At 66.1% G+C, this 3,484-nt stretch carries 3 protein-coding genes; 1 reads left to right on the plus strand and 2 read right to left on the minus strand.

The window, feature by feature from the left end:
• Positions 1 to 13 precede the first annotated feature (13 nt).
• Together AC1DYX_RS29370 and AC1DYX_RS29375 are read right to left on the minus strand one after the other, a co-directional pair.
• Positions 14 to 1,312 (minus strand): phospholipase D-like domain-containing protein, encoded by a 1,299-nt coding sequence (locus tag AC1DYX_RS29370; RefSeq protein WP_477265483.1) that lies wholly within the window; start codon positions 1,310 to 1,312, stop codon positions 14 to 16.
• 72 nt (positions 1,313 to 1,384) lie between these two features.
• Entirely contained in the window at positions 1,385 to 1,654 is a 270-nt protein-coding gene (locus AC1DYX_RS29375) for a GlsB/YeaQ/YmgE family stress response membrane protein (protein ID WP_211526581.1), read from the minus strand.
• A gap of 276 nt (positions 1,655 to 1,930) precedes the next feature.
• On the opposite strand from AC1DYX_RS29375, the gene AC1DYX_RS29380 reads away from it, so the two are divergent.
• The gene (locus AC1DYX_RS29380) at positions 1,931 to 3,433 is read left to right on the plus strand and encodes a hypothetical protein (RefSeq protein WP_477265485.1); all 1,503 of its coding nucleotides are present in this window, start codon (positions 1,931 to 1,933) and stop codon (positions 3,431 to 3,433) included.
• Positions 3,434 to 3,484 lie beyond the last annotated feature (51 nt).

Here is a 3,484-nt window from a genome sequence, read left to right on the forward strand (position 1 = left end):
CCCCACCCTACCGTCAATCTTTACAGCTGCGCCCCGATCGCTGCGCCCCGATCAGGTCGGCCAGCTTGCCGCCGATCTTTTCCCTGAGCGGCCGGTTCGCCCACGCGTGCAAGGTGACCTCGCGCGCGTGTTTCCAGTCGTCCTCGAAGACGGCCTCTTGCTGCTTGGCAAAGTCGGCATCGAGGATGTTCAGGTTCGCCTCGTCGTTGAGGATGAACGAGCGGTTGTCGAAGTTCGTCGAGCCGACGGAGACGAGCAGCGAGTCCACGATGAGCGCCTTCACGTGGTACATCGTCGGCTGGTACTCGGCCATCCTGATGCCGGCCTCCAGCAACTCTCCCCAGCGCTCGCGCGAGGCGGCGCGCACGATGTCGGAATCGATGATGGGGCCGGGCGTGATGATGCGCACGTCGACGCCCCGTTTCGCGGCCGCGATGAGTGCCTTCACGGCCAGCTCGTMCGGCACGAAATAGGAATTCGACAGGTGGATCGTGTGGCGCGCGGCCGCGATGGCGAGCAGGTACATCAGGTGCATGCTCTCGCTGCCGCCGGTGGGCGAGCTGGAGAACATCTGCGCCGGCATGCCGCCGCGCGGAGACAGTGCCGGGAAGTACAGCGGACCATCCAGGATGGCGCCCGTGGCCTTCGTCCAGTTGTCGTTGAACACGGCCTGCATTTGCCCGACGACCGGGCCTTCTACACGGAAATGACTATCGCGCCAGTGCGCGGGATCCTGGGCATGGCCGCGCCATTTGTCGGCGATGCCGACGCCGCCCGTGAAGCCGATCTTGCCGTCGACAATCAGCAGCTTCCGGTGCGTGCGGTTGTTCAGGCGCGCCAGCTTCCACCACACGGGCTTGTGGTAGCGGTGCACCTCGACGCCGGCCTTGCGCATCTGGTCGAGCGAGGCCTCGTCGATCTTCATGCTGCCGATCCAGTCGAGCAACACGTGCACCTTGACGCCGGCGCGCGCCCGTTCCGACAGGGCTTCCGTGAATTCGCGGCCGATCGTGCCTTCCCAGTAGATATAGGTTTCGAAGTTGACGGACTTCTGCGCCGAGCGGATCGCCTCCAGCATCGCGGGAAAGATCTGGTCGCCGTTGAGCAGGACCTCGGCCTTGTTGCCCTCGATGATGGGTGGACCCAGCAGCACGCCGAGCGAGCGGCGGAACTGCGGGTCGTCCGTGTCGTACAGGCGCGTGAGCTGCGTATCGATCTTCTTTTCGCCGGGCGCAAAGTTCAGCACGAGCAGGCCCGCCACGAGCGTGGCGATGCAGGTGATGAGGACGACGATGGAACGTTTGATACGCATGAGCTCGGATTCCGGACGTAAAAAAACCAACGCCGGTTGACGTTGGTTTTCAAAGTGGGGCTTGCACCTGCTTCAGCGGACGCGACCGCGACGCAGCAGATTAACGATAGCAAGCAGGATCACGGCGCCCAGGAACGACACCAGCAGTGACGAGACGCTGAAGTCATCCGAATTGATGGTACCACTGCCGAACAGCGGGGAAAGCAGCCAGCCGCCAAGGAAGGCTCCCACGATACCGACCACGATATTGAGAATCATACCTTGTTCAGCATCCGTTTTCATGACCATGCTGGCGAGCCAGCCGAGGATACCACCGACGACGATCCAGATAATGAATAACATGTTGAGTCCTCCTCAAGTTGGAAAAACATACTCCAGGCCAATTGACTGCCGAGGCCATGTGCAAAGTCTAGTGATGCAGGGGCCTCGGGGTCGGTGCGTTAACGAACGTTAGACGCGCAAAGCGGGACTGCGTTCTCTTGTGATTCAGAATGTCCCGTAATGGGTGCGTCAGCGAACAGAAGGGTGCTGTTGGGCAGGCATATCGTGGGACCACTTTGGCAGTATCAATAAAGCAGCATTAACCTCGGACCGCACGATTCTTGAAAGGAGCCCATCATGGCCACTTACGACACGACGACGACGCAGAACAGGCAGAACCGCATGGTCACCGGGCTGTTCCCTGACCGGGCCAGCGCAGAGCGCGCCTACAGCGCGATCTCGACCCGCGGCTATACGAAAGACGACGTCAACCTGATGATGTCGGACACCACCCGCAAGACCCAGTTCACCGACGCCGAGACTGAGCTCGGCAGCAAGGCCGCCGAGGGCGCCGCTGCCGGCGCCGGCATCGGCGGCACCATCGGCGCCGTGCTGGCCGGCGTCGCCGCCATCGGCACCTCGCTCGTGATCCCGGGCGCCGGCCTCGTCGTCGCCGGTCCACTGGCAGCCGCACTGGCCGGCGCCGGTGCCGGCGGCATCACCGGCGGCCTGATCGGCGCGCTGATCGGTGCCGGCATTCCGGAAGAACGCGTCAAGCACTATGAGGAAGGCATCCAGAAAGGCGGCATCGTGATGGGCGTGACGCCGCGTTCGGACGAGGACGTTGMCTACCTGAACCAGACCTTCGTCGATAACGGCGGCTCGCACGTGATCGGCACCGGCATCGGGGCCGCTGCAGGTGCCGCCACGGGCGCCGCTCTGGGCGCGGCCGGCGGTCCGATCGGCATGGCGGCCGGTGCCGCGATCGGCGGCATCGCCGGCGGCATGGCCGGCAAGGGCGTGGGCGAAGTCGTCAATCCGAAACCGGGCGACGACCTGGGCGAACACTATCTGGCCAAGGGCACGGGCGCCGGCACTGGCGCCGCGCTGGGTGCGGCGGCCGGTTCGGTGGCCGGTCCGGCGGGTGCGCTTGCCGGTGCCGCGATCGGCGGCCTGGCCGGCGGCGCAGCGGGCCGCGGCGCGGGCGAGGTGGTGAATCCGCATTCGGAAGACCGCCTGCATGAGCACAACCTGGCCCAGGGCACGGGCGCCGGCGCGGGTGCGCTGACCGGTGCGGCCGTGGGTAGCGCGGCCGGTCCGGTCGGCACCGTGGCCGGTGCGGCGATCGGCGGCATTGCCGGCGGCATGGCCGGCAAGGGCGCGGGCGAAGTCGTGAACCCGAAACCGGGCGACCAACTGCATGAGCACAACCTGGCCGGCGGCGTCGGTGCGGGCGGTGGTGCCATGGCCGGTGCCGCGCTGGGTGCCGTGGGCGGCCCGGTGGGCATGGCGGCCGGTGCCGCGATCGGCGGCCTCGCCGGCGGCGCAATGGGCAAGGGCGCGGGCCAGCTCGTCAACCCGACCGTGGAAGATGCCTACTGGCGCACCAACTACCAGACCCAGCCGTACTACACCACGGGCTACACCTACGACGACTATGCGCCGGCCTATGCGCTGGGCTATAACAACGCCCGCCGCTTCCCGAGCTACGACCTGGCCGAGCCGCACATGGCCGACGAGTGGGATCGCGTGAAGGGCCATTCACGCCTGTCGTGGGAGCAGGCCAAGGCGGCCAGCCGTGCGGCCTGGGACAAGGTCGAGCGCGCGATGCCGGGTGACCTGGACCGTGACGGCCGTTGATTCAATGGTCGGTGAATTGTTGGTGGGCTCGGGGAGCCCACCCTACGGCCC

It is taken from the genome of Massilia sp. P2_C2, from assembly GCF_056404615.1.